Source organism: Amycolatopsis sp. WAC 04197 (genome assembly GCF_003947475.1).
GTDB lineage: Bacteria > Actinomycetota > Actinomycetes > Mycobacteriales > Pseudonocardiaceae > Amycolatopsis > Amycolatopsis japonica.
On the sequence record NZ_QHJK01000002.1, the window covers coordinates 1034628 to 1061224 of the forward strand.

Sequence of the window (26597 nt, forward strand, 5' to 3'; positions counted from 1 at the left end):
CCAGACGATGGGATCTCGAGTGGGTGGCCGTACCCTTGGGGGTATGGCCGACGATTACTCTCTGCTGGGCTTCGAGACGCGCGCGATCCACGCCGGGCAGACCCCTGATCCCCGGACCGGCGCGGTCATCGTGCCGATCTATCAGACCTCGACCTACGCGCAGGACGGCGTCGGCGGCACGCGCGAAGGTGACTACGAGTACTCCCGCACCGCGAACCCCACGCGCACCGCGCTGGAGGTCGCGCTCGCGGCGCTCGAAGGCGCGCGGCACGGTCTGGCGTACGCGTCGGGGATGGCGGCCAGTGACGTCCTGCTGAGGGCGACCCTGCGGCCCGGAGACCACCTCGTGCTCGGCAACGACGCGTACGGCGGCACTTTCCGGCTGATCGACAAGGTGCTCAGCCTGTGGGGCGTCGAGCACACGGTCGCCGACCTGGGGAACATCGCCGAGGTCCGCGCCGCGATCCGGCCGGAGACGAAGCTGATTTGGTGCGAGTCGCCGACGAACCCGATGCTGGGGATCGCCGACATCGCCGCGCTGGCCGAGGTCGCGCACGGCGCCGGCGCCCGCCTGGTCGTCGACAACACCTTCGCCACCCCGTACCTGCAGAACCCGCTGTCGCTGGGTGCCGACGTCGTCCTGCACTCGACGACCAAGTACCTCGGCGGGCACTCCGACGTCGTCGGCGGCGCGATCCTGACGAACGAGGACGAACTGCGCGAGCAGCTGTTCTACCTGCGCAACGCCGCGGGCGCGGTCCCCGGCCCGTTCGACGCGTGGCTGACCCTGCGCGGGATCAAGACGCTCGCGCTGCGGATGGAGCGGCACAGCGACAACGCCGAACTGATCGCCCGGATGCTGCTGAAGCACCCGAAGGTCGAGCGGGTCTACTACCCGGGTCTGCCGGAGCACCCCGGCCACGAGGTCGCCTCGAAGCAGATGCGGCGCTTCGGCGGGATGATCTCGTTCACCCACGTCGACGGCGAGCAGGCCGCTCTCGAGGCCGCGTCGAAGACGAAGCTGTTCATCCTGGCGGAGTCGCTGGGCGGGATCGAGTCGCTCATCGAGCACCCGGGCCGGATGACCCACGCGAGCACCGCCGGGTCCACCCTGGAGGTGCCGGACAACCTGCTGCGGCTGTCGGTCGGTATCGAGGACGGCAGCGACCTGGTCGCCGATCTGGCCAGCGCCCTGGGCTGACCGCCGCCGGGCCCGGAGAGTGAGCAAGGGACCTTTGCTGTCGTTCGCGTAGCCATGCTAAGCGAATGACAGCAAAGGTCCCTTGCTCCTTTCGCGCTGGTCAGCGCGGTGTGGTGGGAGGAAGCGCCCGGTTACGGGCGGAAGTTGCTGGGCGTGACACCGGTCTTCGCGTCCGCCTCGTGCGAAGTCCCCTGCGGCGCGGCGGGCAGCTCCGAGCCGTCGACGCAGCCGCCGACGAGCTCGATGTGGTTGTCGTGCCGGATGTACTGGCCGGGGTCCACGCAGCCGGCGCGGTCGACCGTGTAGACGGCGGCGCCGGTCAGCAGCGCGGCCGAGGTGAGTGCCAGCACGACCGGGAGCATCCCGGCGGAGCGGGTCGTCCGGACCCTGCCGATGTTCCCCCGTGCCATGTGTGCTCCCTGGTCGCCTTCGCCGACGCCGTCAAGAGTACCCGGACCGCGAACTTGTCACGTGACGTATCCGTCAGGTGGCATCTTCCGGTCGCGGATCGGCCTCGAACACTTGAGTCCTAAGTGGACGGACGGCCGGTGATCGCGGCGACCGCCAGTTCCCGTTCGGGCTCGCCGACCTCGGGCAGGGTGAACCGCAACGCCCGGATGTGGCCGAGGAGTTCGGGATCGGGAGCGACGTCGTGCTCGCGCAGGTAGTAGGCGACCGCGCCCGGCCAGTACCACCGGCCGTCCGTGCGGAAGTTCAACGGCACCAACGGTTCCCGGTCGGGGTCGAAGGCGTCGGCGTCGTAGGTCCGCGACGCCAGCACGACCGGCGCGCCGTCGAGGTACCTCAGCACCTGGTCCCGCTCGGCCGGGGACAGCGGCTCACGGTTCACCACCGGGCGGCCCGACTCGTCGAGGCCGTCGTGGACCCGCGGCGACTTCAAGGCTTCCGGTGTCTCCGCGGGTGGGGTGGCCACCGGCAAGGGCGCCAGCCCTGCCCGCTGCCGCAGCCACGGCGGGATGTACTGCTCGGTCCGCGGGAAGAACCGCAGTTCGTCCTGGAACCCGATCGGCGGCGGGGGACGCCGCCAGACCGGCTCCTGGTCCAGCATGAAATCGACGGAGGTGCCTTGAGCGGCGTCGAAGGTCAGCGTCGCGGCCAGCCAGGTGCCCTGGCCGGGCTGGTACATCCCGGCCCGCAGCGTGCCGAGGAGCTGGACCAGTTCCGGCGGTGCCGCGATCGGTTGCGTCGTTCCGTCCGGTCCGGTGATGAGCACGTCGGTTTCGAGATGCCTCCCGACGGCGCGGTGCTCGGTCCGCAGCCTTCGCCAGCCGGGCGGGGCCATCGACGCGAGGCCGTTGCCGATCTGGGCGACGATCTGCTGTTGCTGTTCCGGGCCGAGCGGCCCGGGCGGCGTGGTCATCGATGCTCCCCTCAGCTCCGCGGCGGCGGGGGCTGCGTCGTCGCCTGCGGGATCTCCACGAGGGAGCCGTCGGCGAGCAGGTCCGCGACCGACCTGGCGAGGACGTACGCGGTACCGCCGCCGGCCTGCTCGTACCAGGCGACGGCCGTACCGGTGATCGCGCGAACCGGTCGCACCAGCCGGTAGACGTGGTACTCCCGCTCCGCCCGCTCGGCTTTGTGCGACCGGTGGGTGAATTCGGTGCGGGCGGCGAACAGCGTGTTGCCCGACGGGTCGCCGTAGCGGTCCATCTCGGTTCCCGGCGGCAGCGTCACCAGCCGCTTCCCTTCGTACAGCGACAGCCCGCCGTCATCGCTCATCGGCTGGATCGGCCAGGCCGACGTCGGTCGCTTGGCGTCCGGAGGCAGTTCGTCGCGGAAGGCGGGCCGGTTCAGGTACAGGTGACCGGTGAAGTACCGCGCGGCCTCCCAGGCGGTGGCGAACTCGGCCCGGGCGAAGTGGTCTTCTCCCTGTGCCCAGAACACCGCCCAGCGGCCTTCTTCGGGAACGAGGCACCACGCGCCGTCCGCGACCTCGCCGATCCGGTAGCGGCTCGTGTCCAGTTCCAGCTCGATCGCGGCCTGACTCGCCGCGGCCAAAGCTTCTTTGGCCGCGATGTCCGCGTCGGAGTGTCCGGCGAGTGTCGCGACGGCGGCCCGGCCCGCCCGGTCGGCCAGCCAGTCCGGCACCATCCCGGCGTCACGGGGGAAGTCGGCGAGCTCCCGCACGAACGCCGAGGCGGGCGGTTCGCCGTCCCACGACGGTTCCTGGTCCCAGACGTAGGTCGACTCGATCCGCGAATCGAGGTGGACGTGCGCGGTGGTCTCGCTCCACGTTCCCCGGCCCGGCCGGTACATCCCGGCTCGCAGACGGGAAAGCAGTCCGGCCAGTTCCGGCCGCGGCGTCCACAGGTTCAGTCCGCCGTCGGTGGCCCGGCGGACCATCACCGAAAGCTCGGTGTAATCACCGACCGCGCGGTAGGTGATCATCACCTGCGACCAGTCCACCGGGCAGAAGTTGGTCACCAGGTTGGAGACCAGACTCCAGAGCTCGTCCTGTTCCTTGGCGCCGAAAGGTTCCTGTGCGGTGGTCATCGGTCTTCCTCCGCGGCTCCGGCCTCGGCCAGTTTCTCGTTCAGCCAGTCCGGGATGTGCGCCTCGTCGCGCGGGAACGCCTCGAGGTCACGCGCCCAGCCTTCGGTCGCGATCGACGGGTTCCACAGCGGATCCCAGTCGTAGTTGTACTTGACGTAGATCGTCCCCGGCGCGTCGATGATCACCCGCGACGAGAACCACGTTCCCTTGTCGGGTTCGTGCATCCCTTCGCGGAGCCGGAGCAGGCTCTGGCGCACCTCGTCGGGAATGAGCACGGCCGGGTTGGAGCCGTCCGCAAGCAGCACCGTCAGCGACAGGTCGTGCACGTCGATGTTGGCGAGGCACATCAGGTCGATGCGCCGCCAGCCCTCGGGAGCCGCGTCGACGAGGGCGATGCCCACGGCGTTCGTCAGCTCTTGCCGTTGCGTGGCGTCGATCGCCATCACGTACCGCCCCCTGCGCTAGGTGGCACATTCGGGAAACTCCGAATGCGCACGGTGCGGACCACGTTGCCGTCCGCGTCGGTCACATTCTCCACCCACCGCACCTGCAAGGTGTGCGGTGCCCGGTCGCCGTCCGCGCGCAGCGCGTACGTGTCGACCTGTTCGATGCTCCGGTTGAGCCCGTCCGTGTGCTTGGCCGGATCGAGGAAGTCGGACAGGTCGCTTTCGAAGGCGTACCAATGCGCGTCGCCGGCGGAGTGCAGACCCTGGTTCTGCGCCCGCCACTGGCCGAGCATGTTGAGCAGCTCGCCGGGACCGCGGAACTGGTTGCCCGCGATATGCCCGCCGTCGTACTTGTTGATGTTGCGGCCGGTCGGGTTGCCGTCGGCGTCCAGCTCCGGTTCCTTGCCTTCGACCCCGCCGCCGCGCTTCTGCGAGGATTCGTCGCGCCGGTCGATCTCGTGCTTGTCCGCACGCTCCAGGTCGTTGCTCGTGGCCGCGACCGTGTCGGTGTCGTAGGACCGCGTGCCGTGCCGGTTGCCGACCTCCGGGCCCGTCTCGTACACGAACCGTCCGCCGTCGACGTTGTAGACCATGTTCGGCTTCGGGTAGTTCAGGTCCGGGTGATGCGGCTGGTAGGTCTCGGCGAGCCGGATGTTCCCGTGTTCGTCGGTCCAGTAGACCGCGCGCTGCCTCGTGACGGTCTTGTCGCCGTCCTTGTATTCGCTCTCGACGACGTACCGCGAATTCGCTTCGAGAGGCGGCGTGTGCCTGTCGAAGAAGGATTCGCCCTTGCCGATGGTGACGTCGCGCCTCGTCGAACCCTCGAAATCCTGCGGGTTGCGCACATTGGGCGGGACCTCGGCGTCCGGGTCGATCCGCTGCACGAGCCGGACCTCCCCGATGTCGGCGCGCGGCATGTTGACGAGATCGGGATTGACCCGCGCGATCCGGCCGGATTCGACCTCGGCCCAGCGGACCCGGCCGTTGCCGTCGGTGTAGTAGGTGCCCCGGTAGTCGCCGTTGGTGTCGTGCACCCGGTAGGCGGTGTTCTTCTCCAGGTCCGTCCGGGCGACGAACGGCTGACCGGGCTTCGGCGGGTTGGGTGAGTCCGGATGACCCGGTCCGATGTCGACGTGCCTGTCCGCCGGGAAGTCGGGCCGGTGGAACCGGACGGCGGGCTCGGGGAGCCCGTCGGGACCGGTGCGGAACACCTGGTGCTCGCCGTCGATCTCCACCCGGTACGTCGTGTCCGGACGGGGGTGCAGAAGATCCGGGTTCGCCCGGTAGTCCGGGTTCGGCGAGCCGTCGGACAGCCGGTGCGGGACGTTCGGCTGGTTCGTGTCGATATGCGTGACCCGGCCGGTGCCGTCGGTGTGGTACGTCCCGCGCAGGGTGCCGTCGCTGTCGCGGACCTCGTAGCTGCGGTTGTTCTCGAGTCGCTGGTTCCCGGGGAACGGCTCGTCCGGACGAGGAGCCCTCGGCGCACCGGGCTCCGGGTTGTCCGGCCGCACCCGGACCGGCTCGCCGACGGACTCCGGCGTGAAGTCCGTGATCCGCTGCGGGTTCTGGCGGCGCTGCTGCTGCCGGTCCTCGTCCAGCAGATCCCGTTCTTGCTGACGGGATTCGGGATTCCGGTTCGGATGGTCGCGATCCGGCGGCTCGGTGCCCTGCCGGTCCGGTGTCGTGTTGTCGTCCGCGTCCGGTGGTTCGTCGCCGTCGCCGCGGCTGCGGGCGCTGTCGGCGTCCACGTCCTGCTTGTCGGCGTGCGTGGTGTCCGGGGTGAAGCCGTCGTCGCTCGCCCGGCGGGCGGTGCCGTCTGGGCTGTGGACGTCCCAATCGCCGTTCGGCGGGATCTTGGGCCGGGGGCGGCCGTCGGGGCCGATCTCGTAGTCGGACGAGAAGACGCGCCCGTTCGAGTCGGTCCACGCCGGTTTGCTCGGCGCCATCACCTCGGTGTCGAGTTCCCGCGACAGACGGCGCGCGAAATCGTTCGAGCCGGCGTCGCAGCCGATCAGCCGGATCGGGCGGCCGTCGTAATCCCCGTTGCGCCGCAGGATGTCCGCGAACTCTTCCGGGGTGTAGGTGCGGTTGCCGATACGGGCGTGGCCGTCCGGCGTGACGTGCACGTCGACGGTGTAGCGGCCGTCCGGATCCGGCTGGACCCGGTGCGGCAGGTCGCCCATGTCCGAGTCGCCGCGGTGGTACGAGCTGCCCGCGGGCGTGCTTTCGGAATGCCGCTGGTTGACCTCGTCCGGCGTCAGCGGACGATCCGGCTCGGCGTCGGGGCCGCGGTCGTGCGGCGAACCGTCGGGGTGGCCGTCCTGGCGCGGGCCGTGCCCGTCGGGGCCGTGGCCGTCCGGCGAGTGCGGCGGCCCGGAGTGGCCCCCGGGGCCTCGGCCGCCCGGACCGGTGTTGCCGGGACCCGTGCCGCCCGGCCGGTTGCCCGGGCCGTGGGTGCCGGGAGTGCCGGTGTGCGGCTGGGCGCCGGGGCCGAAGTCGTTGCCACGGGCGACCGGCTGCGGCTGATGCGGCTGGTTGGGCCGTCCGCCGGGGCCGGTCTGACCGGGACCGCGGCTGGGACCGGTGTGGGTGTCGGGTGTACGCGGGGCGTGCGGGTCCGGGGTGCGCGGCGAACCGGGCGTACCCGTCCAGCCGCCACCTTGCGGCCTGCCGCCGGGCGAACCCGGAGTGCCGCCGGGGGTGCCGCCCGGAGCGCCTTGGGGCGGCATGCCGCCCGCCATCGGCTGGCCCTGCGGCGGGACACCGGGCGAACCGTCGCCGCCGGAACCGCCGCGCTGCGAAGGCACGTGCGACGGGCCCGCGTCGCCGAGACGCGGTGCCGTCGGCGCGGTACCGCTGGTCGTCGTGCCGCTGTCGGTCGGCCTGGTGGGGCTGCCGCCGTCGTTGCCGCCGTGGTGACCGGGCGACGGGTCGGAACGAGGGGTGGGTGAACCGCCGCCGTCGCCGCCGTGCGTCCGGGGCGAGCCGCCGCCGTCGCCGGTGTGGCTCGGGGAGCCGCTGTCGGCACGGGTGTGCGGAGCGGGCGAGCCGCTGTCCGGTGTGTGGCTCGGGGACCCGCCGGTGTCCGTACGGGTGTGCGGGGCGGGGGAGCCGCTGTCGGGTGTGTGGCTGGGAGATCCGCCCGTGTCGGCACGGGTGTGCGGAGCGGGTGAACCGCCGTCGGCACGGGTGTGCGGAGTGGAGGAGCCGCTGTCCGGTGTGTGGCTCGGGGAGCCGCCGGTGTCCGCACGAGTGTGCGGGGCGGGGGAGCCGCCGTCCGGTGTGTGGCTGGGCGAACCGCCGGTGTCCGTGCGGTTCGGGCTCGGTGAGCCGCCGTCGGACCGGGTGTGCGGAGTCGACGTGTCGGAGCGGGCGGCGCTGGGGGAACCGTTGCCGCCCGTACCACCGTCCGAAGTGGACGGTCCGTCGCCGGTGCGGTCGGGAGAGCCGCCGTCGGACCGGGACGGCGAGCCGCCACCGTCCCTTGTGGACGATGAGCCGCCGCCGTCGCCGCGGGTGGTGCTCGACGGGCCGCCCGAATCGCCCGAGCTGCCCGTGTCGCCGCCGGAACCGTTCGAACCGTTGGAGCCGTCGCCCGAGCCGCTGCCGTCACCGGAGCCACTGCCGGAATCACCGGAGCCATTGCCGTCACCGGAGCCACTGCCGGAGCCGTCGCCGTTCGAGCCGTCGCCGGAGCCGCTACCACTGCCCGAACCGTCACCGTCCGGACCGTCCCCGGAACCCGAGCCGGAGCCGGAGCCGGACCCACCGGATCCGCCGCCGCTGCCGCCGCGCTGGATGAACCCGCCCGTCTTGATGTTCTTGGTGTTGATCACGTCCAGGCCGGTGACCTTGCCCGCGATCTTGCCGAAGATCTTGATGATCTTCTCGAAGACGTCGGCCAGCTTGCCGAGCAGCGGCGAGACCCGCCGCATCGCGTCGCACAGTTCCTTGAGCTTGTCGGCGATCTTCGCGGCCCACTTGGCGATCGCGGTGACGGCCTGCGCGACCACCACGGGCGTGCCGAAGCCGAGGGAGAACACGGTCTCCATGACCCACGCGATGAGCTTGCCGACCGCGTCCGCGATCAGCTGGCGGATGAACTCACGGACGAACGCGACGATCTCGCCGAAGATCATCACGACGGTGCTGATCGCGCCCGCGACCGTCGCCGCACCGCTGATCGCCTCGGCCTGTTCCGCGGCCTGCTTGCGGTACTGGTCGGCCGCCTCGCCCGTCCAGCCGGTCGTGCCGTTCTTGACCGCGTTCGAGAACTCGACCTGCGTGTCTTCCAGTTTCTTGGCGACGTTGCCCCAGGTTTCGGAGTACGACTGGATGACCGGCGGGTCGCCGGCGACGGCGTCCAGCATGTCCTTCAGCGGCTGCATGTGTTCCATCAGGAACGAGGCCACCGACGACATCAGGTAACCGAACGGGTCGATCGCCGCGCTGGCGAGCTCGCCCGCGAGGCTCAGCACACCGAGCCCGCCGCCGATCCAGTCGCCGTTCGAGATGCCGTTGAAGGCGTCCATGGCCGACTCGGCGACGCCGATGCCCGCCGCGTAGCCGTATTCGCTGTTCCCGGCCGTCAGCGGACCCGGGCCGTCGCCATCCGTCGGCGCCTTCGCGACGAGCGGGTTTCCCTCGGGCATCAGTCAGGCACCTGCGCGTTCTTGAACTCGGCGGCGAAGTTCTCGTCCTGCGTCTGGTAGGCGTTGGACGCGGACCGCACGTTGTTCGCCACCGCCGTCGCGGCCTCGACGGCCTTGGTCAGCGCGTTGATGCCGAACTCCTCGACCGGGTCGAGCATCATCCGGAACGGCTGGCAGATGATGCCGTACGCGTCGGTCGGCATGCTCACCTGCTGCGCGGCGTCGACCGCCGTGCGCAGGCCGTCGGCGATGCCGTCGATCTGCTTGGCGTGCGCGTCGAGGTCGGCGCCGAGCTCAAAACCCTTGCCTGCCATGGTTTCTCCCCTCTACCAGGCCGGATGGAACGGCTACGAAAGAATGCTGCCGCCGAAGTCGTCGTCATCGTCGTCCTGCGTGCGGCGGCGACGCGGGATCGGCTTCGGTTGGGGCGGGTTCGCCTGCGCCGGCGGCGGAGCGGGATCGTCCTCCTCCGGGCCGAAGCGGTGGTGCCGCTCGGGCTCCGGCGGTGCGAGGTCCTCCTCCGGCGGAGCTTCCGGGAAGGTGCTCTGCGCCTCCGCGATCACCCTGTTCGCCGTCTCGTCGTTCGTGCCGACGGTCTCGGCCATCGCCGCCTGCAGCAGTTCCGGGATCCGTGACTGCGCGAGCTGGACGAGGCGCATGACCTGCGCCGAGACCTCCGCCATCCGTTTGCCGCTCGCGGCTTCGGAGATGACGAGGTTCGTGAGGAGGCCCTTCGAGTCGATCGTGACCTCGATGGTGTTGTCCTTCGACCGCTCGGTCACGGTCTGACCCTGCATGCGGGCGGCCATCGCCTGATAGCGCGCGGCGGTCTCCTGGATCTGCTTCGTCCAGTTGTCCACCATGCGTTCGCTGGCGTCGACGTTGTCCGGCATCGGGACCCTTCCAAGCTGCGTGCTGACGTCTTCACACTGACGGTCCGGAGAGGCCTCCGGTTCCGGGTGCGCTCGAAGTTTAGTTCCCGTCCGGTGTACCACCCTCCGCCGACAAAGTCGGCCCCGTCACGTAGCGAAAGGGCCCTCCACCGCACGAAGTGCGATGAAGAGCCCTTTCACGCCCTGCGAACTGCCGGGTCAGAGGTTGCCTCGACGCTCCTGCTCACGCTCGATGGCTTCGAACAGGGCCTTGAAGTTGCCCTTGCCGAAGCCGAGCGAACCGTGCCGCTCGATGAGCTCGTAGAACACCGTCGGGCGGTCGCCGATCGGCTTGGTGAAGATCTGCAGCAGGTAGCCGTCCTCGTCGCGGTCGACCAGGATGCGGTGCTCCTTGAGCTTCTCGATCGGCACCCGGACCTCGCCGATCCGCGCGCGCAGCTCCGGGTCGTCGTAGTAGGAGTCCGGGGTGTCGAGGAACTCGACGCCCGCCGCGCGCATCGCCTTCACCGTCGTGACGATGTCGTTGGTGGCCAGCGCGATGTGCTGGCAGCCCGCGCCGCCGTAGAACTCGAGGTACTCGTCGATCTGCGACTTCTTCTTCGCGATCGCCGGCTCGTTCAGCGGGAACTTGACGCGGTGGTTGCCGTTGGAGACCACCTTGCTCATCAGCGCCGAGTACTCGGTCGCGATGTCGTCGCCGACGAACTCCGCCATGTTCACGAAGCCCATGACGCGGTGGTACCAGTCGACCCAGTAGTCCATCTTGCCGAGTTCGACGTTGCCGACACAGTGGTCGACGGCCTGGAACAGTCGCTTCGGCGCGCCTTCGGGCCGGACGATCTTGCTCTCGCGCGGCTCGTAGCCGGGCAGGTAGACACCGGTGTACTTCGACCGGTCGATCAGCGTGTGGCGGGTCTCGCCGTAGGTCGCGATCGCGGCGATGCGGACGGTGCCGTGCTCGTCGGAGACGTCGTGCGGCTCTTCGAGGACGGTGGCGCCCTGCGCGCGGGCGTGGTCGATGCACTTGTCGACGTCGGCGACCTCGAGGGCGAGGTCGATGACGCCGTCGCCGTGACGGCGGTGGTGGTCGAGCAGCGCGGAGTCGGGCTTGACGCCCCCGGTGATCACGAAGCGGGCCGAGCCCGACTTCAGCACGAACGACTTGCGCTCGAAGTTGCCGGTTTCGGGGCCGGAGTACGCGACGAGCTGCATGCCGAACGCGACCTGGTAGAACCAGGCGGTCTGCGTGGCGTTGCCCGCGATGAACACCACCGCGTCCATCGACTTCACCGGGAAGGGGTCGGTCGAAGAGTCGTGGTCGACGAGGCCGACGAGCTGACGCAGCTGGTCGTAGCTCACGTCGTCAAGAGCACCCTGGGGTTCCACTGTGTGCGTCATGCCCTGAAGCATCCGAGGGCGTGACAAAATGTGCAATGGTCAAAGATTTTGCTGCGCACTATGTCCAGTGAGAGGGCGGGAGACGCAGTCAAAGTGGGCAACCTGCGTAGGAGGTAGGCACGATGTCGGACTCGCTCGACGAACTGGACGCGCGGCTGCTGCTGTTGCTCACCGACTCGCCCCGGCTCGGCGTGCTCGAATGCGCCCGCCGTCTCGGCGTCGCGCGGGGCACCGTGCAGGCGAGGCTGGACCGGTTGACCGAACGTGGGATCCTCGGCGGGTTCCCGCCCGAACTCGACCTCGCGGCGATGGGATACGGCCTCACCGCGTTCGCCGTCCTGGAGATCGCGCAGGGCAGGCGGGCCGAGGTCGCGGAGGCGCTGTCCGCCATCGACGAGGTGTGCGAGGTCCACGCGACGACCGGGCAGGGCGATCTCTTCGTGCGGATGGTGGCGCGCAACAACGACGACCTGCAGCGGGTGGTGGACGAGGTGGTCGGCGCGCCGTACGTGCGGCGGACCTCGACGTCGATCGCGTTGTCGACGCCGGTTCCGCCGCGCGTACGGCCGCTGCTGGAACGGCTGGCGAGGAGCTAGCCCACCTGGCTCAGGTACCGCTTCGCCGACCGCTGGACCGCCTCGTGCCCGTCGGTGCGGATGATCGCGTCCCACCAGGCGCCGTAGATCGCCTCGAACGCGTACGGTTCGAGCAGTTCGGCCGCGCGGCGGACGACCTCGGGGCGCTCCGGGATCAGGTTCGGGTAGCTGTACATCATGCCGACGAAGCGACGGTCCGGGATGACCTGCAGGATGTCGCCCGAGAGCACCGCGCCGCGGCCGTTCTCCCCGCCCGGCCAGTGCAGCACCGTCCCGCCGGCGAAATGCACGCCGAGGTTGATGAGCCGCAGGTCGGGGGCGACGTCGAGGGTCGTCCCGCTCCACAGCTTGATCGCCGGATCCGGCCTGCCGATCCACTGCTGGTCGCCCTCGTGCAGGTAGACCGGCACGTCGAAGGCGTGGGCCCATTCGACCATGGTGGTGTAGTAGTGCGGGTGGCTGATCGCGATGCCGGTGAGGCCGCCGAGGTCACGGACCTTGGCGACGAGGTCGTCGTCGATGAAGCCCGCGCAGTCCCACAGGAAGTTGCCGGATTCGGCCTTGACCAGCAGGGCGCGCTCGCCGATGGCGAAGTTGGGAGTGGACCCGACCCCGATGAGGCCGGGGCCCTGCTCCTCGATACGTGCCTGATACGTCCCGCTCGCTCGGACGGCGTTCAGATCGGTCCAGCGCTGTCCGGCCTGCGGGACGTACTGACGTTCGTCCTCGCAGATCGGGCAGTCCGACCGGGGCTCCGCGTACTGCATGCCGCAGGCGACGCAGATGGGTAGTTCGCTCATCGTTTCCCTCCAGAATTCTCCGGAGGTCACGCTAACGGCTCATATGCGCGCCCGGCCATGGAGCCGGGCGCAGTGTCGATTGTCGCGCGCTGACGAAAACTCGCCGAAGAGGCGCCGGTTCGCAGTCGAACTCGCGCTGCGTGGAGGGCGCCTCTTCATCGAGTTTCCGGGGCCTTCGGCCGCAAAGCGGCGCGCGACGGGTGAAGTCTCCGTCGGGCGCTGGGCGCCCTTGGGGAGACCGGCGGCGCACTTACTTGCCGGTGTACGGCACGGCCTTCACGAGCGTCACCTTTTGGATGCTGCCGTTGGGCAGCTCGTACTCGCGGGTCTCGCCCTCTTTGGCGCCGAGCAGCGCCTTGCCGAGCGGGGACTCCGGCGAGTAGACGTCCAGGTCGCCCTCGGTGCCCTCTTCACGGGTCGCCAAGAGGAAGTTCTCGTCCTCGTCGTCACCGTCGTAACGCACGGTGAGGACCTTGCCCGGTCCGGCGCTGCCGTCGTTGGCGGGCGGCTCGCCCACCTTGGCCGAGCGGAGGAGCTCCTGGAGGTGGCGGATGCGGGCCTCGTGCTGGCCCTGCTCCTCACGGGCGGCGTGGTAGCCGCCGTTCTCCTTGAGGTCGCCCTCTTCCCGGCTGTCGTTGATCTTCGCAGCGATGACCGGGCGGAGCTCGATGTAGTGGTCGAGTTCCTGCTTGAGCCTGTCGTAGGCATCCTGGGTCAGCCAGGTCACCTTTGTGTCGCTCACGGTCACCATCTCCTAGTAGGGCCTGCCAGGCTTGGGTGTACAAGCCGGCCACCGGACCGGCATGGCGCGCCGGCCTGGCTGAGATAAAGGAAAAACACGGCCCGTCTTGGGCCGTGCCGGTAGATCAGAGTAACACGGCGCGAGGTATCGCCGCCGGTGGAATTCGGTCGCGCCTCGGCGTTGGGCGCCTGTTTCACCCCGTTGGCCGCTATGGCCTTGACAGGTACCGTGGTACGTCGTATGAGCATCCGAAGATATCAGCCGTGACCGGCTTTCCGATGCTCTTGATGGTGGTCGTCACCCGGCTGTTCTTCGAACCAGGCTGAACGAGGACCTCTTTACGGCCGCTTTCCGCGCCGGCCTTGTCACGGACCCGGACGACGCACACGCCGGGACGGTTCACATCGTCCCTGGTCACGTTGATGGTGATCTCCATCGCGTCGCCCGGCTTCTCGGAGAACGAGACGCGTTCGCCCTCGATGGGCGCGCTGCCGAAGTTCGTGTACGCGACATAGGCGATCCCACCGCTGACCAGCAGCGCGACCAGGGCGAACACCAGGCGCCGCCAGCGGGCGGGCTTCGCGGCGCGGGTCTTGCCGTACCGGTCTCCTGGCACGTCCGTCCGGGTGCTTTCCGCGGTGGGAGCGTCCTGTCCCGTGCTCAACCCGGGCCTCCCGGTTGGTGTCGTCGTGCTCGCAGGGACAATGGGGGCGTATGCGAGTGGTTCCCCTCGAGTATCCGCGCCCGGCCGGGCGAGCCGTCAGGCAGGGTCTGGAGGGGAATAGGGAACGAGAAGGGGACGTTCGGAGCATGGTGTCTGCCGAGGAACCGCCGAAGTCACGCCTCCGCCTGATGGCGGTGCACGCGCACCCCGACGACGAGTCGAGCAAGGGTGCCGCCACCATGGCCAGGTACGCCGCCGAGGGGCACGAGGTCATGGTCGTGACCTGTACCGGTGGCGAAGCGGGCAGTGTGCTGAACCCGGCCATGGACCGTCCCGAAGTACTGGCCAACATGACCGAGATCCGCCGGGAGGAGATGGCCCGCGCGGCCAAGATCCTCGGCGTGAGCCACACGTGGCTCGGGTTCATCGACTCGGGGCTGCCCGAGGGCGACCCGCTTCCCCCGGTCCCCGAAGGCTCGTTCGCGGTCATCCCGCTCGAAGAGTCCACCGGCGCCCTGGTGAAGGTCATCCGCGAGTTCCGCCCGCACGTGATCGTCACCTACGACGAGAACGGCGGGTATCCGCACCCCGACCACATCCGCACGCACGAGATCTCGGTCGCGGCCTTCGACGCCGCGGGCGAGGCGGAGCGGTACCCGGAGGCGGGCGAGCCGTGGCAGCCGATGAAGCTGTACTACGTGCACGGGTTCTCGCGCGCCAGGATGACCGTGTTCCACGAGGCCCTGCTCGCGCGCGGCCTGGAGTCGCCGTACGAGGAGTGGCTCAAGTCGTGGGACCCGGACAAGGCCGACGTCATGGAGCGGGTGACCACGCGCGTCGAATGCGGCGAGTACTTCGAGCAGCGTGACGAGGCGCTCAAGGCGCACGCCACCCAGATCGACCCGAACAGCCGCTGGTTCGCCGTCCCGCGCGACCTGCAGCGCGAGGTCTGGCCGACCGAGGAGTACGAGCTGGTCCGCTCACTGGTGGACAGCACCCTGCCGGAGGACGATCTGTTCGCCGGCTTGAAGGAGGGTTAGATGAGTTTCGTGGTGCCGGCGTTCGCCGTCATTCCGGTGACGGTGTCGTCGCAGTTCCTGGCGCAGCAGCCCGGCAACGGCGACAACGGCGGCCAAGGTGAGGACTTCGGCAAGTCGTCGCCGGTGGGTTTCCTGATCCTGATCCTGTTCCTGATCGCCGTCGGGCTGCTGGTGCGGTCGATGACCAAGCACCTGAAGCGGCTGCCGGAGAGCTTCGACGAGCCCGCCTCCGCTTCGGAGGCTCCTGCTGAGGAGGCCACCGAGGCGCCGAAGGCCGACGCGGAGGCGCCCGCGGCGAAGGCCGAGAAGCCGACCGCCAAGTCCGACTGAAGTGTCATGAAAGGGTCGTTCAGGACATAAAGTGTCCTGAACGACCCTTTCATGACATTCGGGAAGCGCGTCAGAGGCGCGGGTCGACCGGATCCGACTCCAGCGCCAGCACAGCGAATACGCACTCGTGCACCCGCCACAGCGGTTCCCCGCGCGCCAGCCGCTCCAGCGCCTCGAGCCCCAGCGCGTACTCCCGCGACGCCAGTGCCCGCTTCCGGTTGAGACCCCGCTTGCGAAGGCGCGAGAGGTTCTCCGGCAGCGTGTAGTCCGGCCCGTAGATGATCCGCAGGTACTCGCGTCCGCGCACCTTCACGCCGGGCTGAACCAGCCCGCGCGCGCCGCGAGTCAGGTTCGCCGCCGGTTTGACGACCATGCCTTCGCCACCCGCGCCGGTCAACTCCAGCCACCACTCGACGCCGCGTGCCACCGACGCCGGGTCGGTGGTGTCGACGGCCAGCGTCCGCGTGCGGGTGAACCGGTCGCCGGTGAGCCGGTCCAGCAGCGAAAGATGCCACTCGTGCGGCCGGTCGTGGTACGCGTGTCCCTCCGACGCCAGGATCTGGAACGGCGCCAGCCGGACACCGTCGAGACCGTCGGTCGGCCAGCAGTAACGCCGGTACGCCTGCCGGTACGCGTCCACAGTGGACTCGCGAGTCCTGGTGCGTGCCAACAGTTCCGACACGTCGATCCCGCGAGCGGCGGCCGCGTCCAGTGACGCGACGGCGGCGGGCAGCACGGACTGCGCCGCCGCGCCGACGGCCGCGTACTGGCCCGAGATCAGCGATCCGGCCTTCGCGCTCCACGGCAGCAACTCCGCGTCGAGCAGCAGCCAGCCGGTGTCCAGTTCCTCGAACAGGTCTGACGCCGCTTCCCGCACATCGGCGAGCAGCCGCGCGTTCTGGTCCGGAGCGAAGAACGGACGGCCGGTGCGGGTGTAGACCGCGCCGGGTCCCTGGATCCCGAACCGCGCGGGAGCCACGTCGTCGTCACGGCACACGAGCACGACGGCCCGCGAACCCATGTGCTTCTCCTCGCACAGGACGTGATCGACACCCGCCGCGCGGAACTCGGCGAAAGCCTCTTCGGGATGTTCCAGGTAGCCGTCCGTGGCGGACGTCGAACACGGCGCCATGGTCGGCGGAAGGTACGGCAGCCAGCGCGGGTCGACGGCGAAGCGGCTCATCACCTCCAGTGCCGCCGCCGACTGCTCGGCGGAGACACCGACCCGGCCGTGGTGCCGGGTCTCGACGATCCGCTTCCCGGTGACGTCACCCAGTTCCAGCACCGCGGGCTCGCGTCCGCCCAGCGGCCGCGCCGGTTCGAGCGGCCGGGTCGGTTCGTACCAGACCTTCTTCGCCTTGACCGAGACGACTTCCCGCTCCGGGTAACGTAAAGCGGTCAGCTTGCCGCCGAACACGCAACCGGTGTCGAGACACATGGTCCCGTTGATCCACTCCGGCTCCAACGTCGGCGTGTGTCCATAGAGGACCATCGCCTTGCCGCGGTAGTCGCGCGCCCAGGGCAATCGCACCGGCAAGCCGTACTCGTCGGTCTCACCGGTGGTGTCGCCGTAGAGCGCGGTGCTCCGCACCCGGCCGGACGCGCGTCCGTGGAACTTCTCGGGCAGGCCCGCGTGCGCCACGACGAGCTTGCCGCCGTCGAGGACGTAGTGCGCGATGAGTCCTTCGCAGAAGGCGTGCGCCTTCGCGCGGAAGTCCTCGTCCTGCGCCGAAAGCTGCTCCAGCGACTCCGCGAGACCGTGCGTGGTCTTGACCTTGCGCCCGTTCAGCGCGCGGACCAGTTTCTGTTCGTGGTTCCCGCAGACGACCAGCGCGCTGCCCGCCTCGGCCATCGCCATCACGCGACGCAGCACGCCCGGCGTGTCGGGGCCGCGGTCGACGAGGTCGCCGACGAACACGGCGGTCCGTCCCTCCGGGTGCACGCCGTCGACGTAGCCCAGTTCGACGAGCAGTTCGTCCAGTTCCTCGCGGCAACCGTGGACGTCGCCGATGACGTCGAACGGTCCGGTGAGGTCGCGACGGTCGTTGCGCAGCGGCTCGACGACGATCTCCGCTTCGGCGATCTCGGCCTCGCTCCGCAACACGTGCACGCGACGGAAACCCTCGCGCTCCAACGACTTCAGCGAGCGGTGCAGTTCGCCGCGCTGACGCCGGACGACGTGCTCGCCGAAATCGCGGTCCGGCCGGGCCTCGTTGCGTTCCTGGCAGACCTTCACGGGCAGATCGAGCACGATCGCCGTCGGAAGGACGTCGTACTCCTTCGCCAGCTTCAGCAGGCTCGCCCGCGACGCGCGCTGGACGTTCGTCGCGTCGATGACGGTGATCCGTCCCGCTTCGAGCCGCTTCGCCGCGACGTAGTGGAGCACGTCGAAAGCGGCGCCCGAAGCGCTCTGATCGTTCTCGTCGTCGGCCACCAGGCCGCGGAAGTAGTCGCTGGAGAGCACCTGCGTCGGCGCGAAATGCGTCCGCGCGAAGGTCGACTTGCCGGAGCCGGAGGCGCCGACGAGCACGACGAGGGACATGTCGGGAATGGTCAGTTTCATGCCACGGCCTCCTTTCGAGACGTGAAGACCGCCATCTGGGTCGGCGGTCCTGATTCCTGGGACTCCTGTCCCACCGGCAGGTGGCGGACGTCGTAGCCGCGCCGTGCCGCGACTCCTTCGGCCCACGTGCGGAACTGCTCGCGTGTCCACTCGAAACGGTGGTCGGCGTGCCGGAACCGGCCTTCTTCGAGGAATTCGAAGTGCCGGTTGTACTCGGCGTTCGGCGTCGTGACGAGGACCGTCCGCGGCGCGGCGACCCCGAACACGGCGTGCTCCAGCGCGGGCAGGCGCTCCTCGTCGACGTGCTCGATCACCTCCATCAGCACAGCCGCGTCGTAACCGGCCAGCGACGGGTCCGCGTAGGTCAGCGCGGACTGCTTCAGGGTGATCCGCGTCTTGTCTTTCAGCCGCTTGTCGGCGATGTCGAGCGCGCTCGTGGACACGTCGACACCGACGATCTCGGTGAACGACGGCTCCTTCTGCAGCACGCGCAGCAACGCGCCACCACCGCAGCCGAGGTCGAGCACACGCCGCGCGCCCGCCGCCCGGAGCGCCGCGAGCACACTGCCCTGACGCTGGACGGCCAGCGGTTCGGGCCGGTCCGGCTGCTCGGTGACCCTGGCCTCGGCCTCAGCGGGAACGTCGTCCGCCTCGGCGAGCCGGCCGAGCGCGTACGAGACGATCGGGCGGCGGCGTTCGAGGTACCGGTTGGTGATCAGGTCGCGTTCCGGATGCGCGCCGAGCCAGCCTTCGCCGACACGCAGCAGCTTGTCCGCTTCGTCCTGGCCGATCCAGTAGTGCTTGTCGCCGTCGAGCGCGGGCAGCAGGACGTACAGGTGCCGCAACGCGTCGACGACACGCTGGGTGCCGGTCAGCCGGAGATCGACGTAGCGGGAATCGCCCCACTGCGGGAACTCGGGATCGAGCGGGACGACCTTCGCCTCGACCTGCCAGCCGAGCGGTTCGAAGAGTTTGTGGACGACCTCGGCGCCGCCGCGCGCGGTCAGCGACGGGACCCGGATCTCCAGCGGGAAACGCTCGTCGACCAGCTCCGGCCGGTTCGCGCACCGGCCGGCCAGCGCCGTGGTGAAGGCGGCCCGCAGCGCCACCGCCAGATACGAGCCACCCGCGTACGGGCGGTCGTTGACGTACTGGGTCAGCGACGTGCCGCCACCGCGCACGAGGTCGACCGGGTCGATCTCGACCAGCAGGGAAACCGTGCAGCGCTCGTCGGACGCCTCCGGGTAGAAGACGTGCGCCGTCCCGGCCGAGAGCGTGAGCGATTGCGCCTTCTCCGGATGCTTGTGCAGGAGAAAGCCGAGGTCGGTGGCCGGGTTCCGGGTGGTGGTCATGGTCAGGAGCACCGGACGAGTGTCGCGCAGACGGCCGTTCTGCGCCCCCGCTTTTCCGCATGCGACCCTGGTGACATGTCGAACCGCCTGAAGGCCGCGACCAGTCCGTACCTGCTGCAGCACGCCGGGAACCCGGTGGACTGGTGGCCCTGGGGCGAGGAGGCGCTGGCCGAGGCGAAACGGCGGAACGTGCCGATCCTGCTTTCGGTCGGCTACGCGGCCTGCCACTGGTGCCACGTCATGGCGCACGAGTCCTTCGAGGACGAAGCCACCGCGACACTGATGAACGCGAACTTCGTCAACATCAAGGTGGACCGCGAGGAGCGCCCGGACATCGACTCGGTGTACATGGCGGCCACGCAGGCGATGACCGGTCAGGGCGGCTGGCCGATGACGTGTTTCCTGACGCCGGAGGGTGAGCCGTTCCATTGCGGCACTTACTATCCGCCGTCGCCGCGCCCGGGGATGCCGTCGTTCTCGCAGCTGCTCGTCGCGGTCGCCGAGGCCTGGGGCGAGCGGCCGGACGAGCTGCGTTCCGGTGCCCGGCAGATCATCGCCCACCTCACGGAGAAGAGCGGGCCGCTGCCCGAGTCCGTTGTGGACGGTGCGGCGCTGGACGCCGCGGTCGCCACGCTGCGCAAGGAGTTCGACACCGGGAACGGCGGCTTCGGGGGAGCGCCGAAGTTCCCGCCGACGATGGCGTTGAACTTCCTGCTCCGTCACCACGAGCGCACCGGAGCCGACCTCGCCATGGTCGAGCACACCGCCGAGACGATAGCGCTGGGCGGGCTGAACGACCAGCTCGCGGGTGGGTTCGCGCGGTACTCGGTCGACGCGCGCTGGGAAGTGCCGCATTTCGAGAAGATGCTGTACGACAACGGTTTGCTCCTGCGGTTCTACGCGCAGTTCCACGGCGTGACCGGGCACGGGTACGCGCGGCGGGCGGTCGAAGAGACGGCGGAGTTCCTGCTGCGCGACCTCGGGACGGCCGAGGGCGGTTTCGCCGCGTCGCTCGACGCGGACACCGATGGCGTCGAAGGGCTCACCTACGTCTGGACGCCGGCGCAGCTCGCCGAAGTGCTCGGCGACGAGGACGGTGCTTGGGCGGCCGAGCTGTTCCAGGTGACCGAACGGGGCAATTTCGAGCATGGCGCCTCGACGCTGCGGCTGCGTGAACCGCATCCAGAGGACGAAACGCGTTATGAGCGAGTCCGCCGTGCGTTGCTTGCCGCGCGAAACGAGCGTCCCCAGCCCGCCCGCGACGACAAGGTGATCGCCGCCTGGAACGGGCTCGCGATCGGCGCGCTCGCCAAAGCCGGTTCGCGGCTCGATCGTCCACAGTGGATCGAAGCGGCGGCTCGCGCGGCGGCTTTCCTGATGGACACCCATTTCGTGGCCGGACGCCTGCGCCGGACCTCCCGCGACGGCGTCGTCGGCACGACGGCCGGGGTGCTGGATGACTACGCGTGCCTCGCCGAGGGGCTGCTCGAACTCCACCAGGCGACCGGGGAACCGCGATGGCTCGCGGACGCCATCACGTTGCTGGACCTCGCGTTGGCCCATTTCGGTGTCCCGGACTCGACGGGTGCCTACTACGACACCGCCGACGACGCGGAAGTCCTGGTGCAGCGGCCTTCCGACCCGACCGACAACGCGAGCCCCTCGGGAGCCTCGGCCTTGGCGAACGCCTTGCTGACCGCGTCGGTCCTCGCCGGGCACGACCGGGTGGGCCGCTACCGCGAGGCGGCCGAGCAGGCGCTCGCCCGGGCGGGACGGCTCGCCGCCCACGCGCCGCGGTTCGCCGGGCACTGGCTCACCGTGGCCGAAGCGGCCGCCGCCGGACCGGTGCAGGTCGCCGTCGTCGGCCCGGATGCCGCTTCACGCGCGGATCTGCTGGCCGCGGCCGTCGCGTCGTTGCCGGACGGTGCCGTCGTCGTGAGCGGGACCCCGGATGCCGAAGGGGTGCCGCTGCTGGCCGATCGGCCGCTGGTCGACGGCGCCGCCGCCGCGTACGTGTGCCGCGGGTACGTGTGCGAGCGGCCCGTCACCACCGCCGAGGAGCTGCGGTCTCAGCTCACCAGTCCCACGACATAGGGGCGAAGGCGCCGCCGCCCGTCTGCGGTGCCCCGACCGGCTTCACCGCGACCTGTGGCTTCGGCTTGGCCGACGTGGTCTTGGTGGGTTTCGGTGGCTTCGTGGTGGTCGGTGGCTTCGTGGTCGGCGGCGTTCCGATGATGGTGAAAGTGCGGGAAGTCTTCGTGCCATCCGAGCAGGTGAATGTCGCCACGTACTTGCCCGGTGTCTTGCCGACCTTGCCGTAGCCCGCGGCCTTCCCCCAGTTGCCGCCGATCGTCCACTGCAGCGGCGCCGCGAACCCCGGCGATGTCACCGGGGTCGCCGGTCCGCAGCCGCCCATCGCGGCCTTCGTCTCGGCATAGATCTGCCCGCCGGGTTCGACTTCGGTCGGGGCCAAGAACCAGGACACGTCCTTGGCCTCCGCCGCCGCCGGCACGACCACGCCGAACTGGGCCGCTCCGAGCACGAGAGCGCCGATCATGGCTTTCTTCAACATGAGGTCCCCTTCCCTGTCGACTGCTGGTGGGAACACGTCCGCGCAGGTCATCAGGTTGCCCCGGGTTTTCGCCCGGGGAGAACACGCGTGCGTTTCGCCTGTTGCGGGCGTAGCGTCGGCAGCGTTGTAATCATGTAATCGAGGAGGCGAGGCGGATGGGACGCGGAAGCTGGAAAGGCCGGGGTGGCTGGCAGCAGGCGGACATCCCGGCGGCGGACGACGCGGCCGCGTGGTTCGGCGGCAGGCTCCCCGAGGGCTGGTTCACCGGAGACCCCGAGGTCACGGTGGATCGCGAAGAGATCGTCATCGTCGGCGAACTCCAGCCGCTCACCGGCGAGTACGCCGACGACGCGGCCCGCGCGGCGGCCGAGGACGGCCGGATCAGCCGGTTCCGCGAGGAGACCCGCGACGAGCGGATCGAGATCGCGCGCCAGGCCGAGCACCGTTATCAGCGCAAGGTCGCGTGGGGCGCGAGCCTCGGCGGCACACGGCGGCTGTTCACCACGCATTCGGCGCCGGTCATGACCAGGCTGCGGCAGCCGGAACGCCTGGTCCTCGACACCCTCGTCGACGCGGGTGTCGCCCGGTCCCGGTCGGAGGCGCTCGCCTGGGCGGTCCGGCTGGTCGGGGAACACGCGGACGCCTGGCTCGCCGAGCTTCGGGAGGCGATGACCAAGGTCGACGATCTCCGCTCACAGGGACCGGACCTTTCCTGAGGCCGGGGTCCGCCCGTAGAGTCGGGATTCCGCCGTCTTCACCGAAGTCCTCTTGCGAAAGAAGGCGTCATGGACGGCAGATTCTCCCGGCGTTGGCTCATCAAGGGCGGTCTCGCGGTGGCCGCGAGCCCACTGCTCGCGCCCACCGCCTCGGCGGCCCCGGCCCTTCCCTGGCCCGCCGCCAATGACATCGTCGCGCGGACGAAACGGCCGGTCTTCCCGGACCGGACGTTCTCGGTGCTCGACTTCGGCGCCAAAGGTGACGGGAAGACCGACAACACCGCGGCGATCAGGAAAGCGATCGAGACGGCCAACGCGCGCGGCGGCGGACGCGTCGTCGTGCCGAGGGGCACCTTCGTCACCGGTGCGGTGTACCTCAAGAGCAACGTGGACCTGCATCTCGCGGCGGGTGCCGTACTCGCTTTCGGTTCCGACGCCTCGAAGTTCCCGAACGTGCTCACCCGCTACGAGGGCATCGAGTGCGTGAACCGGTCGCCGATGATCTACGCGTACAAGGAATCCAACATCGCCGTGACCGGGAAGGGCACCCTCGACGCGGCGGGCACGGCGTCCTGGAACAAGGGCAAGGACCGCGAGTACCTGGAATCGTTGGTGGCCAAGGGAATCCCGCCGGAGCGGCGGATCGTTCCCGGCTCCGGGCACGCCATGCGCTCCACGTTCGTCGAGCCGTACTCGTGCGACACCGTGCTCATCGAAGGAATCACGCTCAAGAACCCGATGTTCTGGCAGCTGCATCCGACGCTCTGCCGGAACGTCACGATCGACGGCGTCCGCACGGACGCGAGCACCGCGCATTCCAACACCGACGCCTGCGATCCGGAGTCCTGCGACCACGTCGTGATCGTGAACTCCCACCTCGGCGCGCACGACGACAACATCGCGCTGAAATCGGGCCGGGACGCCGACGGCCGCAGGGTCGGCGTGCCGTGCCAGAACATCGTCGTCGCGAACTGCGTGATGGACGGCAACTGGGGCGCGATCACCTGCGGCAGCGAACAGACCGGCGGTATCCGGAACGTCTACGCGCACAGGCTCACCGTCACCGGCGAGACGAAGTACGGGCTGTACGTCAAGTCGAACACCTTGCGCGGCGGATTCACCGAGAACGTCAATCTCGACAGCGTCTCCGGCACGTTCGTCCGTTCGGCCGTGTACGTGCTGCCGGACTACAACGGACAGACGGGCGAGCATGTGCCCCGGTTCGGGCCGTTCACCCTCAGCCGTTCGACCGGTACGAAATGCGGGCAAGCGGCGTTCAACATCCGAGGGTTGCCCAACTCACACGTTCGGGGGCTGCGGGTGAGCGATTGCCGCTTCGACGGCGTCGCGAACACGGAGAACACCCTGAAACACGTCGACGACCTGCGGTTCGAGAACACGACGATCAACGGGGAACCGGTCTGATTCGTCCTGCGCTTCCCGATGCGGTGCGGCAGGCTGAACGCAGACCGCACCGCATCGGAGGAATCGTGGACACACCAGGACTTCCCGCGAAGATCGACCCGGACGTGCTGACCACCGTCCTCGATGGACGGTGGGCCGGGCTCCGCCGCGCGGTGCGCGCGCAGATGGCCGCGGAGGTCTTCGAAGACCCTGTCGACGTCGACACCGAAACGCATCGCGCCCAGGTGCTCGAATGGCTGCGGCTGCTCGCCCGCACCGACCGGCCGGGGCTCGGCTTCGACCCGGCGTACGGCGGTGGCGGAGACGTCGGCGGCGCGTTGACGTCGTTCGAGATGCTGGGCTTCGGCGATCTCTCGCTGATGGTGAAGGCCGGTGTCCAATGGGGTCTGTTCGGTGGCGCCGTGCAGCTGCTGGGCACCGAACGCCACCACGAGCGGTATCTGCGCGACATCAAGGATCTGGAGCTGCTGGGCTGTTTCGCGATGACCGAGCACGGCCACGGCTCGGACGTCCAGCATCTGCGCACCACCGCGACCTACGACCCGGCGACGCGCGAGTTCGTCGTGCACACGCCGGACCGCGGCGCGATGAAGGAATACATCGGCAACGCCGCCCGCGACGGCGAACTCGCGGTGGTGTTCGCGCAGCTGATCACCGGCGGCGAGTCACGCGGGGTGCACGCGTTCCTGGTGCCGATCCGCGGCGAGAAGGCGCGTGGCGTCGAGATCGAGGACTGCGGCCGCAAGGCGGGCCTCAACGGCGTCGACAACGGGCGGCTCACGTTCGACCAAGTGCGGATTCCGCGCGAAGCGCTGCTCAACCGCTTCGGTGACGTCGCCGAGGACGGGACGTACACGAGCCCGATCGAAAGCGACGGCCGCCGGTTCTTCACGATGCTCGGCACGCTCATCCGCGGCAGGGTCAGCGTCGCGGGCAGCGCCGGCAGCGCGACGAAACGCGCGCTGGCGCTGGCCATCCGCTACGGCGAGCAGCGGCGGCAGTTCGCGCGGCCCGACGGCGAAGAGGTCGTGATCCTCGACTACCGCGCCCACCAGCGGAAACTGCTGCCCGCGCTGGCGACGTCGTATGCGCTGCACTTCGCGCAGGAAGGGCTCGTCTCGAAGCTGCACGACATCGCCGAGGACGCGCCGGAAGAGGAGCAGCGCGAGCTGGAATCGCGTGCCGCCGGCATCAAGGCCGTCTCGACCTGGCACGCGACGGCGACCATCCAGGCGGCCCGGGAGGCATGCGGCGGCTCCGGCTATCTCTCGGAGAACCTGCTCGCCGGGCTGAAGGCCGACACGGACGTCTTCACCACCTTCGAGGGTGACAACACCGTGCTGCTGCAGCTGGTCGCGAAGGGTTTGCTGACCAGCTACAAGGACCACTTCGAGGACCTCAGCCCGCTCGCGACCGCGCGGTTCGTGGCGGAGCAGCTCGTCGAGGCCGTGATCGAACGGACGTCCGCGCGCAAGGTCGTCGAGCGGCTCACCGAGGCCGACGACGGCGACGTCCTTTACTCCCGCGAGTGGCACCTAAAGCTGTTCGAAGACCGCGAAGAGCATGTGCTCGCCGGCGTCGCGCAGCGTCTGCGTAAAGCTGGCTCAGACCCCTTCGGTGTCTTCAACGACGCGCAGGACCACGTGCTGCGCGCGGGCCGAGCACACGTCGACCGGGTGGTGCTGGAAGCGTTCGTCGACGCCATCGAACGTTGTGCCGACGCCGAGGCCCGTGAGCTGCTTGAGCGGGTCTGCGACCTCTACGCGCTCGCGAACATCGAGGCGGATCGCGGCTGGTTCCTCGAACACGGACGCCTGACCTCCGGACGCTCGAAGGCCGTCACCGCCGCGGTGAACGCGCTGTGCGCCGACCTGCGCCCGCACGCGCGGACCCTCGTGGACGCCTTCGCTATCCCCGAGCCGTACCTAGCGGCTCCGATGCTGCGGGACTGACCTGGGCGCGCTGCTCGGCGAGCTCGGCCCGCAACGCCTTGACCTCGCGGGTCAGCTCGTCGAGATGCTCGCGGGTCACGGCCTGCGCGTTCTCGTCGGCTTCGGTCACCCGGCGGATCAGCCACGACGCGAGGGTCGCGGTGACCACACCGAGCAGGGCGATCCCGGCCACCATGAGCCCGACCGCGACGATCCGGCCGGTGCCGCTGACGGGATAGCGGTCGCCGTAGCCGACCGTGGTGATCGTCGTGATCGACCACCACACCGCGTCCGGGAAGTCGGTGATCGGCGCGTCCGGCGCGGCGCGTTCGGCGTCGAGCACGGCGAGCGCCGAACAGAACACGATGAGCGCCGTCGCGCCCACCGTGTAGACCACGACCCGGCCGCGCAGCGACAGGCCGGCGTTGCGGTTGAGGACGTTGAGCACCGTGACCAGCCGGAGCAGGCGCAGCTGCCGGATCAGCGGGAGCACGATGATCAGCAGGTCGAAGACGTTGTTCTTCAGGAAGACCCGTTTGTCCTCGGCGTGTTTGAGGCGGACGCCGTAGTCGAGGGCGAAGACCGCCCACGCGAGCCAGGTGACGACCTCGCACCAGACCCGCCCGGTGTGCCCGAGCGAGGGCTGGAGGATCGGCCAGGCGTACGCGGCCAGGAACAGTACGGCGGCGGCGTTGAGCGGCCACTCCATCCGCTTTTCCCACATCGGACGTCTCCTCACCTGGCCTTTCCCAGGTGCGTACG

Annotated in this window: 23 protein-coding genes; 8 read left to right on the forward strand and 15 right to left on the reverse strand. The window is 69.6% G+C overall.

The window, feature by feature from the left end:
- Window positions 1–43: 43 nt before the first annotated feature.
- Window positions 44–1201 (forward strand): cystathionine gamma-synthase, encoded by a 1158-nt coding sequence (locus DMC64_RS12255; RefSeq protein WP_037340807.1) that lies wholly within the window; start codon window positions 44–46, stop codon window positions 1199–1201.
- 131 nt (window positions 1202–1332) lie between these two features.
- Here DMC64_RS12255 and DMC64_RS12260 read toward each other — a convergent pair whose 3' ends face one another.
- The 8 genes from DMC64_RS12260 to hppD all read right to left on the reverse strand — a co-directional run bounded on the left by DMC64_RS12260 (window position 1333) and on the right by hppD (window position 11104).
- The gene (locus DMC64_RS12260) at window positions 1333–1611 is read right to left on the reverse strand and encodes a hypothetical protein (RefSeq protein WP_125733555.1); all 279 of its coding nucleotides are present in this window, start codon (window positions 1609–1611) and stop codon (window positions 1333–1335) included.
- A gap of 119 nt (window positions 1612–1730) precedes the next feature.
- A complete protein-coding gene (locus DMC64_RS12265; protein ID WP_125733556.1) occupies window positions 1731–2582 on the reverse strand; it encodes a ferredoxin in 852 nt (283 codons plus the stop codon).
- Window positions 2583–2593: 11 nt separating this feature from the next.
- A complete protein-coding gene (locus DMC64_RS12270; protein WP_125733557.1) occupies window positions 2594–3715 on the reverse strand; it encodes a TNT domain-containing protein in 1122 nt (373 codons plus the stop codon).
- A complete protein-coding gene (locus tag DMC64_RS12275) occupies window positions 3712–4158 on the reverse strand; it encodes a hypothetical protein (RefSeq protein WP_037340815.1) in 447 nt (148 codons plus the stop codon). The genes DMC64_RS12270 and DMC64_RS12275 overlap by 4 nt, the downstream gene beginning before the upstream one ends.
- Window positions 4158–8813, reverse strand: a complete 4656-nt coding sequence (locus DMC64_RS42670; protein ID WP_158634211.1) for a hypothetical protein — start codon at window positions 8811–8813, stop codon at window positions 4158–4160. The genes DMC64_RS12275 and DMC64_RS42670 overlap by 1 nt, the downstream gene beginning before the upstream one ends.
- Entirely contained in the window at window positions 8813–9127 is a 315-nt protein-coding gene (locus tag DMC64_RS12300; protein ID WP_037340818.1) for a type VII secretion target, read from the reverse strand. Before DMC64_RS12300 ends, DMC64_RS42670 begins: the two co-directional genes overlap by 1 nt.
- Window positions 9128–9160: 33 nt before the next feature.
- On the reverse strand, window positions 9161–9706 hold the full coding sequence (locus DMC64_RS12305; protein ID WP_125733561.1) for a YbaB/EbfC family nucleoid-associated protein: 546 nt from the start codon (window positions 9704–9706) through the stop codon (window positions 9161–9163).
- Window positions 9707–9904: 198 nt separating this feature from the next.
- Complete coding sequence (hppD, locus tag DMC64_RS12310) at window positions 9905–11104, reverse strand: 4-hydroxyphenylpyruvate dioxygenase (RefSeq protein WP_037340823.1); 1200 nt, start codon at window positions 11102–11104, stop codon at window positions 9905–9907.
- 122 nt (window positions 11105–11226) lie between these two features.
- Between hppD and DMC64_RS12315 the strand changes: the two genes are divergently transcribed.
- Window positions 11227–11700, forward strand: a complete 474-nt coding sequence (locus DMC64_RS12315) for an Lrp/AsnC family transcriptional regulator (protein ID WP_005167940.1) — start codon at window positions 11227–11229, stop codon at window positions 11698–11700.
- On the opposite strand, the gene DMC64_RS12320 is transcribed toward DMC64_RS12315, so the two are convergent.
- From DMC64_RS12320 to DMC64_RS12330, 3 genes are all read right to left on the reverse strand, one after another.
- Entirely contained in the window at window positions 11697–12500 is an 804-nt protein-coding gene (locus DMC64_RS12320) for an MBL fold metallo-hydrolase (protein ID WP_125733562.1), read from the reverse strand. The genes DMC64_RS12315 and DMC64_RS12320 overlap by 4 nt on opposite strands.
- Window positions 12501–12750: 250 nt before the next feature.
- Entirely contained in the window at window positions 12751–13251 is a 501-nt protein-coding gene (gene greA, locus DMC64_RS12325) for a transcription elongation factor GreA (protein WP_016337198.1), read from the reverse strand.
- A 199-nt stretch (window positions 13252–13450) separates the two neighbouring features.
- Entirely contained in the window at window positions 13451–13906 is a 456-nt protein-coding gene (locus DMC64_RS12330) for a DUF4307 domain-containing protein (protein WP_037340828.1), read from the reverse strand.
- Between the two features lie 146 nt (window positions 13907–14052).
- On the opposite strand from DMC64_RS12330, the gene mca reads away from it, so the two are divergent.
- Both mca and DMC64_RS12340 read left to right on the forward strand, forming a co-directional pair.
- The gene (mca, locus tag DMC64_RS12335; RefSeq protein ID WP_037340831.1) at window positions 14053–14946 is read left to right on the forward strand and encodes a mycothiol conjugate amidase Mca; all 894 of its coding nucleotides are present in this window, start codon (window positions 14053–14055) and stop codon (window positions 14944–14946) included.
- Window positions 14947–15276 (forward strand): hypothetical protein, encoded by a 330-nt coding sequence (locus tag DMC64_RS12340; protein WP_125733563.1) that lies wholly within the window; start codon window positions 14947–14949, stop codon window positions 15274–15276. It abuts the gene before it with no gap.
- A 70-nt stretch (window positions 15277–15346) separates the two neighbouring features.
- Here the strand turns inward: DMC64_RS12340 and DMC64_RS12345 are convergent, their stop codons facing one another.
- Complete coding sequence (locus DMC64_RS12345; protein ID WP_125733564.1) at window positions 15347–17839, reverse strand: polynucleotide kinase-phosphatase; 2493 nt, start codon at window positions 17837–17839, stop codon at window positions 15347–15349.
- Entirely contained in the window at window positions 17836–19203 is a 1368-nt protein-coding gene (locus tag DMC64_RS12350; RefSeq protein ID WP_125733565.1) for a 3' terminal RNA ribose 2'-O-methyltransferase Hen1, read from the reverse strand. The genes DMC64_RS12345 and DMC64_RS12350 overlap by 4 nt, the downstream gene beginning before the upstream one ends.
- Before the next feature lie 63 nt (window positions 19204–19266).
- Here DMC64_RS12350 and DMC64_RS12355 point away from each other — a divergent pair, with 63 nt between their 5' ends.
- Window positions 19267–21285: a thioredoxin domain-containing protein gene (locus DMC64_RS12355; protein WP_125733566.1), complete on the forward strand. Its 2019-nt coding sequence runs from the start codon at window positions 19267–19269 to the stop codon at window positions 21283–21285.
- Here DMC64_RS12355 and DMC64_RS12360 read toward each other — a convergent pair.
- Window positions 21266–21763 (reverse strand): hypothetical protein, encoded by a 498-nt coding sequence (locus tag DMC64_RS12360; RefSeq protein WP_125733567.1) that lies wholly within the window; start codon window positions 21761–21763, stop codon window positions 21266–21268. The two genes, DMC64_RS12355 and DMC64_RS12360, sit on opposite strands and share 20 nt — an antisense overlap.
- Window positions 21764–21918: 155 nt before the next feature.
- Here DMC64_RS12360 and DMC64_RS12365 point away from each other — a divergent pair, with 155 nt between their 5' ends.
- From DMC64_RS12365 to DMC64_RS12375, 3 genes are all read left to right on the forward strand, one after another.
- A complete protein-coding gene (locus DMC64_RS12365; RefSeq protein ID WP_125733568.1) occupies window positions 21919–22479 on the forward strand; it encodes a hypothetical protein in 561 nt (186 codons plus the stop codon).
- Window positions 22480–22548: 69 nt separating this feature from the next.
- On the forward strand, window positions 22549–23904 hold the full coding sequence (locus tag DMC64_RS12370) for a glycoside hydrolase family 28 protein (RefSeq protein ID WP_125733569.1): 1356 nt from the start codon (window positions 22549–22551) through the stop codon (window positions 23902–23904).
- Between the two features lie 65 nt (window positions 23905–23969).
- Entirely contained in the window at window positions 23970–25856 is a 1887-nt protein-coding gene (locus tag DMC64_RS12375; protein ID WP_125733570.1) for an acyl-CoA dehydrogenase, read from the forward strand.
- On the opposite strand, the gene DMC64_RS12380 is transcribed toward DMC64_RS12375, so the two are convergent.
- Window positions 25813–26559, reverse strand: a complete 747-nt coding sequence (locus tag DMC64_RS12380; protein ID WP_125733571.1) for a potassium channel family protein — start codon at window positions 26557–26559, stop codon at window positions 25813–25815. The genes DMC64_RS12375 and DMC64_RS12380 overlap by 44 nt on opposite strands.
- Window positions 26560–26597: the final 38 nt, after the last annotated feature.

Coding starts and splice junctions, on each gene's coding strand:
- DMC64_RS12255 (WP_037340807.1), top strand. CDS start 44: ATGGCCGACGATTACTCTCTGCTGGGCTTCGAGACGCGCGCGATCCAC.
- DMC64_RS12260 (WP_125733555.1), bottom strand. CDS start 1,611: ATGGCACGGGGGAACATCGGCAGGGTCCGGACGACCCGCTCCGCCGGG.
- DMC64_RS12265 (WP_125733556.1), bottom strand. CDS start 2,582: ATGACCACGCCGCCCGGGCCGCTCGGCCCGGAACAGCAACAGCAGATC.
- DMC64_RS12270 (WP_125733557.1), bottom strand. CDS start 3,715: ATGACCACCGCACAGGAACCTTTCGGCGCCAAGGAACAGGACGAGCTC.
- DMC64_RS12275 (WP_037340815.1), bottom strand. CDS start 4,158: ATGGCGATCGACGCCACGCAACGGCAAGAGCTGACGAACGCCGTGGGC.
- DMC64_RS42670 (WP_158634211.1), bottom strand. CDS start 8,813: ATGCCCGAGGGAAACCCGCTCGTCGCGAAGGCGCCGACGGATGGCGAC.
- DMC64_RS12300 (WP_037340818.1), bottom strand. CDS start 9,127: ATGGCAGGCAAGGGTTTTGAGCTCGGCGCCGACCTCGACGCGCACGCC.
- DMC64_RS12305 (WP_125733561.1), bottom strand. CDS start 9,706: ATGCCGGACAACGTCGACGCCAGCGAACGCATGGTGGACAACTGGACG.
- hppD (WP_037340823.1), bottom strand. CDS start 11,104: ATGACGCACACAGTGGAACCCCAGGGTGCTCTTGACGACGTGAGCTAC.
- DMC64_RS12315 (WP_005167940.1), top strand. CDS start 11,227: ATGTCGGACTCGCTCGACGAACTGGACGCGCGGCTGCTGCTGTTGCTC.
- DMC64_RS12320 (WP_125733562.1), bottom strand. CDS start 12,500: ATGAGCGAACTACCCATCTGCGTCGCCTGCGGCATGCAGTACGCGGAG.
- greA (WP_016337198.1), bottom strand. CDS start 13,251: ATGGTGACCGTGAGCGACACAAAGGTGACCTGGCTGACCCAGGATGCC.
- mca (WP_037340831.1), top strand. CDS start 14,053: ATGGTGTCTGCCGAGGAACCGCCGAAGTCACGCCTCCGCCTGATGGCG.
- DMC64_RS12340 (WP_125733563.1), top strand. CDS start 14,947: ATGAGTTTCGTGGTGCCGGCGTTCGCCGTCATTCCGGTGACGGTGTCG.
- DMC64_RS12345 (WP_125733564.1), bottom strand. CDS start 17,839: ATGAAACTGACCATTCCCGACATGTCCCTCGTCGTGCTCGTCGGCGCC.
- DMC64_RS12355 (WP_125733566.1), top strand. CDS start 19,267: ATGTCGAACCGCCTGAAGGCCGCGACCAGTCCGTACCTGCTGCAGCAC.
- DMC64_RS12360 (WP_125733567.1), bottom strand. CDS start 21,763: ATGTTGAAGAAAGCCATGATCGGCGCTCTCGTGCTCGGAGCGGCCCAG.
- DMC64_RS12365 (WP_125733568.1), top strand. CDS start 21,919: ATGGGACGCGGAAGCTGGAAAGGCCGGGGTGGCTGGCAGCAGGCGGAC.
- DMC64_RS12370 (WP_125733569.1), top strand. CDS start 22,549: ATGGACGGCAGATTCTCCCGGCGTTGGCTCATCAAGGGCGGTCTCGCG.
- DMC64_RS12380 (WP_125733571.1), bottom strand. CDS start 26,559: ATGTGGGAAAAGCGGATGGAGTGGCCGCTCAACGCCGCCGCCGTACTG.